Annotated in this window: 6 protein-coding genes; 3 read left to right on the top strand and 3 right to left on the bottom strand. The window is 69.3% G+C overall.

The features are described from left to right. Positions 1 to 537, bottom strand: a 537-nt coding sequence (locus ACXJKL_RS14305) for an FMN-binding negative transcriptional regulator (protein ID WP_457207714.1), incomplete at its 3' end; no start/stop codon positions are given. A 266-nt stretch (positions 538 to 803) separates the two neighbouring features. On the opposite strand from ACXJKL_RS14305, the gene ACXJKL_RS14300 reads away from it, so the two are divergent. Continuing rightward, positions 804 to 1,460: a hypothetical protein gene (locus tag ACXJKL_RS14300; protein ID WP_457207713.1), complete on the top strand. Its 657-nt coding sequence runs from the start codon at positions 804 to 806 to the stop codon at positions 1,458 to 1,460. Between the two features lie 121 nt (positions 1,461 to 1,581). Here ACXJKL_RS14300 and ACXJKL_RS14295 read toward each other — a convergent pair whose 3' ends face one another. Then, positions 1,582 to 2,517, bottom strand: coding sequence for a YihY/virulence factor BrkB family protein (locus ACXJKL_RS14295; RefSeq protein ID WP_457207712.1), 936 nt, complete (start codon positions 2,515 to 2,517; stop codon positions 1,582 to 1,584). Between the two features lie 185 nt (positions 2,518 to 2,702). Here ACXJKL_RS14295 and ACXJKL_RS14290 point away from each other — a divergent pair, with 185 nt between their 5' ends. Next, positions 2,703 to 3,920, top strand: coding sequence for a peptidoglycan-binding domain-containing protein (locus ACXJKL_RS14290; protein ID WP_457207711.1), 1,218 nt, complete (start codon positions 2,703 to 2,705; stop codon positions 3,918 to 3,920). Between the two features lie 97 nt (positions 3,921 to 4,017). Beyond that, positions 4,018 to 4,512, top strand: coding sequence for a DUF1269 domain-containing protein (locus tag ACXJKL_RS14285; RefSeq protein WP_457207710.1), 495 nt, complete (start codon positions 4,018 to 4,020; stop codon positions 4,510 to 4,512). A 155-nt stretch (positions 4,513 to 4,667) separates the two neighbouring features. Here the strand turns inward: ACXJKL_RS14285 and ACXJKL_RS14280 are convergent. Next, positions 4,668 to 4,982: sodium-independent anion transporter (locus ACXJKL_RS14280; RefSeq protein WP_457207709.1), on the bottom strand; the 315-nt coding region annotated here is incomplete at its 5' end.

The raw sequence follows: 4,982 nt of genomic DNA, 5'->3' as shown, positions 1-4,982 counted from the left end.
GTCGGCATCTGAGCGGTTCTGGCTCAGTTTCGCCTTGCCCTCCACGCGCGTCACCGTGAGTTCGACTCCAACGATGCCCCGCAACTGTCCCTCGATGTAGGGAGCCGGTGCATCGCTGACCTGCCAGGACTGGTCACGCGGCTCCTCGTGCTGAGCGGTCAGGTCCGTCACGGCTGCGTGTAGCCACTTCGGGTCCTCGTGGACCCGAGCCATGCCTGTCAGGTGAACCGCGCTGTAGTTCCAGGTGGGCACGACCTTGCCGTGCTCAGCCTTGGCGGCGTACCAACTCGGGGACACGTAGGCATCTGGGCCCGTCACGATGAGCAGCGCTGGGGTGTCAGTCTCGATCTCGCGCCAGTGCGGGTTCGCCTTGGCGAAGTGGGCGATGACGGTGTCGGCCCTCCATACCACCGGAAGGAACGAGGCAGCCGGGGCGGCGCCGACCCGGCTTGTGACGAACCAGCCCACCCGGACATCGGCAACGAACTTGCGTAGGTCGCCCTCGTCGTCAGCGCGGTTGAACGGTGGCGTGTACATGAACCCGATGCTACGAAGTGGCCGTCGTCTTGACGCAAACCCGTCCGCTCATGCCGATGAGCGCGTTGTCGATGACCACCTGGAGTCTCACCACACTCGGTCCCACCTGTCGTGCCGCGGTGTTCGGGGACATCCCGGGTCTACTCTCCCCGGACCAGGTGATCAACGTCTTCATGCTCACCTGCTGAAGCCGCAGCCGGCGCCGGGTCCGGTCCGCCGAGCGTGGACCAGACCCGGACCTCGGTCGCACGGAGAAAGGACTACCCGTGAAGACCCGTGAGTGGGACCGCCATGTCGCCCCCCGCTTGTTGGAGGCGCTGCCCGAAGGATGGTCCGCACACAACGGCCACCTGTCGACCGTCGCCGCTGACGGCCACGTGGCGTGGCACATCAGCCGGCAGGTCAGCCGGAGCGGCGGCYTCGAGTTCCACGCCGTCATCCAGCCGCTGTACGTCTACTCCACTGCCCTGATCGGCAACTTCGACGAGATCCTCGGGCACGGCGTCAAGGACGTGCGGAGCTTCTTTGTCGCTGACACGCTGGACGAGGTCCCGGTCGACGAGATCGTGTCACTGGCCCGCCGCTTCGCGTTGCCGTACTTCGATCGCTACGGCACGGACCTACGCTCGTTCCTGACGCTGCCCACCGGCTTCGCGCGGTCCCGGCCCGAAGGCCGAGGGACCTGGACGACGGAGGCGTGGACGGCCGGGGCATACAGCCTGCTCGACGAGTGGGTCGAGGCCAAACGTGCGTGGACCAACTGCCTCACCGAGCTGGCGTACTTCGGGGACGACCTTGCTCCCGAGACGCGCCGGCTCGCAGCCCACGGCGCGGACGCCGGTGACAGCGAGCGGAGGTCGGCCCTGGTCGCCCGGCTGCTCGAGAACGAGCGCGAGATGCGGGTCAGGTGGCGCCTGCCCTGAGTGCCAGGGGACCCCACCTTTGCGCCCCCTCATTGCCTGCGGGGCGAGGGAATCATTCGCGCGGGCACGAACGCACTCCTCTGCCGCAGCCGTGAACGTCGGGCGCGGCGAGTGCATCCCATCACTCCTTCACCGGGGGCCTGTCCAGGGGAACGTCCCTGTCGCTGATGCCCCCCGCGATGGCTGCACACACATAGAGCACGCTGGTCAACAGGGACAGGACGAACAAGACCCCCAGCGGGAGGGCGAAGGCGCCGTACTGGGGCTTGTCCAACGACCACGCGACGATGACTTGCATGAGCTGCTTGACGAGGCCGATGGCCACGGCGCCGATCGCGCTCGAGATGAGGCGCGGGCCCCGGTCGGGACGAATGCCGCCGAGGGTGCCCAGCAGGATCCACATGACGAGGGTGTCGATGGCCAGTCCCACGAGCACACCGGCGCCGGCCAGTGCCGCGCGAGTCGATGTGGAGTCCTCTCCGACCGCGTCCAGCAGGGGTTGGGGGAGGCTCGCGGTCAGGCTCGACGAGGCGAACGACACCGCGAGCAGCGGCGTCACGACGAGAAGAATGAGCAGGTGGCGGGCCTTCGCCGCGAGGAAGCTCCTCGGATCGGGTGGGGCTCCGAAGATCACGTGCAGCGAGCTGCTCGCCCCCCGGACAGCGCTGAGCGTGGAGTAGAGCAGAAGCACGAGTCCGACGACCCCCGCAGTCAGACCCGTCGAGCGCAGCTCCTGCGGGTCGATCCCGTTCTCTCCGACCAGGTTCGGCAGTGCGTCGCCGAGGATGTCGGTCAGTCTCTCCGCGAGCTGGTCGGCACCCAGGATCGCGATCACGCCGTACGTCAGGGCGAGCAACGACAGCAGGGACAGGAACAGGTAGTACGCGGTGCCGGACGTGAGGAGCGCGACGTTGGCATGGGAGTACCGGCGCAGTGCCCGGTAGCCGACTCCGCCGACGGCGGTTCGGTCCAGCTTCCTCGCGAAGTCGGGGACCGCTGCTGGCGGCGGGTCGATGGGCGTCCCCGCGATCGGTGGCGGCGCCGCGCCTGATGCCATGCGGACTCCAGATCGTCACGCGCCGTAGGGCCTCGCCAGTGGTTGGCCATCGTAGCCGGGCCGTACGCCGCAGCTCCCTCATCCGCTGTGGACGGTGTCGCCGCACCATGCCGCGACTAGCGTGGCGACGCTCACTGCCCAGTCCGTGGCGCCCAGCCGGGACGGCACATCGCCAGGAGGCCGGGATGCCACGGATCGTGCGTCGCCGACATGATCTGCAGCGCCGGTACGTCGTCGCTCCCGTGGTGGCGGCATGCACCATCCTCGGCCTGACGAGTTGTGGCGACGACGGAGACGGGGACGCCGCCCTGAAGCTCGCCGAGGCCCGGGTCTCGGCGAAGGAGCGGGCCCTCACGGAGGCGAAGGACGACCTGGAGGACAAGGCGGCGGAGTTCTGCGGTGCGACCGCGACGTACATCACTGCACTGGACCGGTACGGCGACGTGCTCACCGAGGGCACGACGACCGTCGGTGATGTCACCGACGCGGGCTCCGACCTGGAGAAGCCGCGTGAGGAGGCCCTGGCAGGAGCTGAGGCGGCGGTCGAGGCGCAGCAGGTCGTCGTCGACACGAAGCAGGAGCTGGCACACGCTCAGGCGGCACTCGCGGCGAGGACGAGCCCGGGGTCGGCGGCCGAGACCGCCTCGACCACCACGAGCAGCGCGAAGCCGATGGCGCCGGCGGCCACGATCAACCGCGTCAAGCAGGCGGAGCAGGAGTTCGGCACCGTCCAGGAGGCCATCTCCGAGGAGACACCGCTGGCGCAGGCCTCGGAACAGTTCAACGCCGCCGCCGTGGCGCTGGAGATGGCGTGGCTGCACCTGTTCGCGGACGCCGGCTGCCTGACCGACGAGCAAGCGGTGCAGGCCGAGGCCGCTGTCCGCGCCTACACCACGGCGCTCCAGCAGTCGTTGCGCGACGCCGGCCACTACGACGGCGAGGTCGACGGTGTGTACGGCCCGGCAACGGTCGACGCCGTCGTCGCGCTGCAGCAGGCCCATGGACTGCCCACCACCGGCACGGTCGACAAGGCAACCGCGGCGGCACTCGAGGGCGAGCTGGCAGCCAAGGGCGGCGCCGTTGCCGAGGAGGCGGTGGCGTCCACGGCGGCGATCCAGCAGACGCTCAAGCTGGCCGGACACTGGGACGGGCCGGTCGACGGAGAGTGGACCCCCGAGCTCACCGAGGCGCTCGCGGAGTTCCAGACCGCGCTCGATGTCGAACCGACAGGCACCGTCGACGCAGCGACCGTCACCGCCCTGCACCAGGCGGTGGCCGAGATGCAGGAGGCTGCCTCCGCGACCACGACGCCGACCGGCACACCCGGCTCCTCCACGGCCACCCCGAGCACCCCGAGCACCCCGAGCACCCCGAGCTCTCCGACGTCGAGCTCGGCGCCCTGACGACGGGGAGACCGGGCGATTCATCCGGAGCGGGGGAGTTCGCAGGCTCCGCACCGCGCCAGCATCGACATGACCCCACCACCTACGAACGGGAGAAATGATGGCAACGCTCACGGTCTGGAAGTTCGACAGCGCGACAGGAGCCGAAGGGGCCACGCACATCCTGCGCGACCTGGCCACCCAGAACCTGATCACCATCCACGACGCCGCGACCGTCAGCTGGGAGACCGGCAAGAAGAAGCCCAAGACCCACCAGATCAACAACCTGGCCGGAGCCGGGGCACTGGGTGGGGCCTTCTGGGGGATGCTGTTCGGGCTGATCTTCTTCGTGCCGCTCCTGGGCGCCGCGATCGGTGCCGCAACCGGGGCACTCGCGGGCTCGCTGAGCGACGTCGGCATCGACGACGGGTTCATCAACAAGGTCCGGGACCAGGTCACCCCGGGCACCTCGGCACTGTTCGTGATGACGTCGGACGCGGTCATCGACAAGGTGCACGAAGCGTTCGCCGAGTCCAGTCCCGAGCTCATCTTCACGAACCTGAGTGACGCTCAGGAGAGCGCCATCCGTGAGGTCTTTGCCGAGCAGGGCTGAGTCCGCCCGGGCAAGCGTCCGCGTCCGTCCACGCCGCGGCCGTCCGCCCAGGAGACCGGCCGATCGGTCGGAGGCAGGGGAGTCCACCGTCCGGTGGGCTCCCCTGACTGCTGTCCAGGAGCAGTCCGTGCCCCGGGCCGGTGGGGACTGATCCGCTAGAGGTCCGCGGCGTCCGGCACCTGCGCCTGCACGGCTCGGAAGACGTTGCCGTGGATGCGATCGGACCCGAGGAGCTCGAGGACGCCGTCGCGGGCCAGGGTCGCCGCCACCCCTGGCTTGAGCCTGGCGAGGCGCAGCGTGAGCCCGGCCCGGTCGGTGAGGCTGATGATCTCCCTCATCTTCGCCGACCCCTGGGAGTCCAGGAAGTTGATCCCCTCGCAGTCGAGCACGATCCCGGTCAGGTCAGGCGAGGAGTGGGCCACGGTTCGGATCCGGTCCTCGAGCGCGTCCGCAGTCGCGAAGAACAGGCC

The organism is Nocardioides sp. P5_C9_2 (assembly GCF_054049555.1).
Note: the sequence above shows the minus strand (reverse complement) of the source record. Positions and strands in the feature narration are given on the sequence as shown.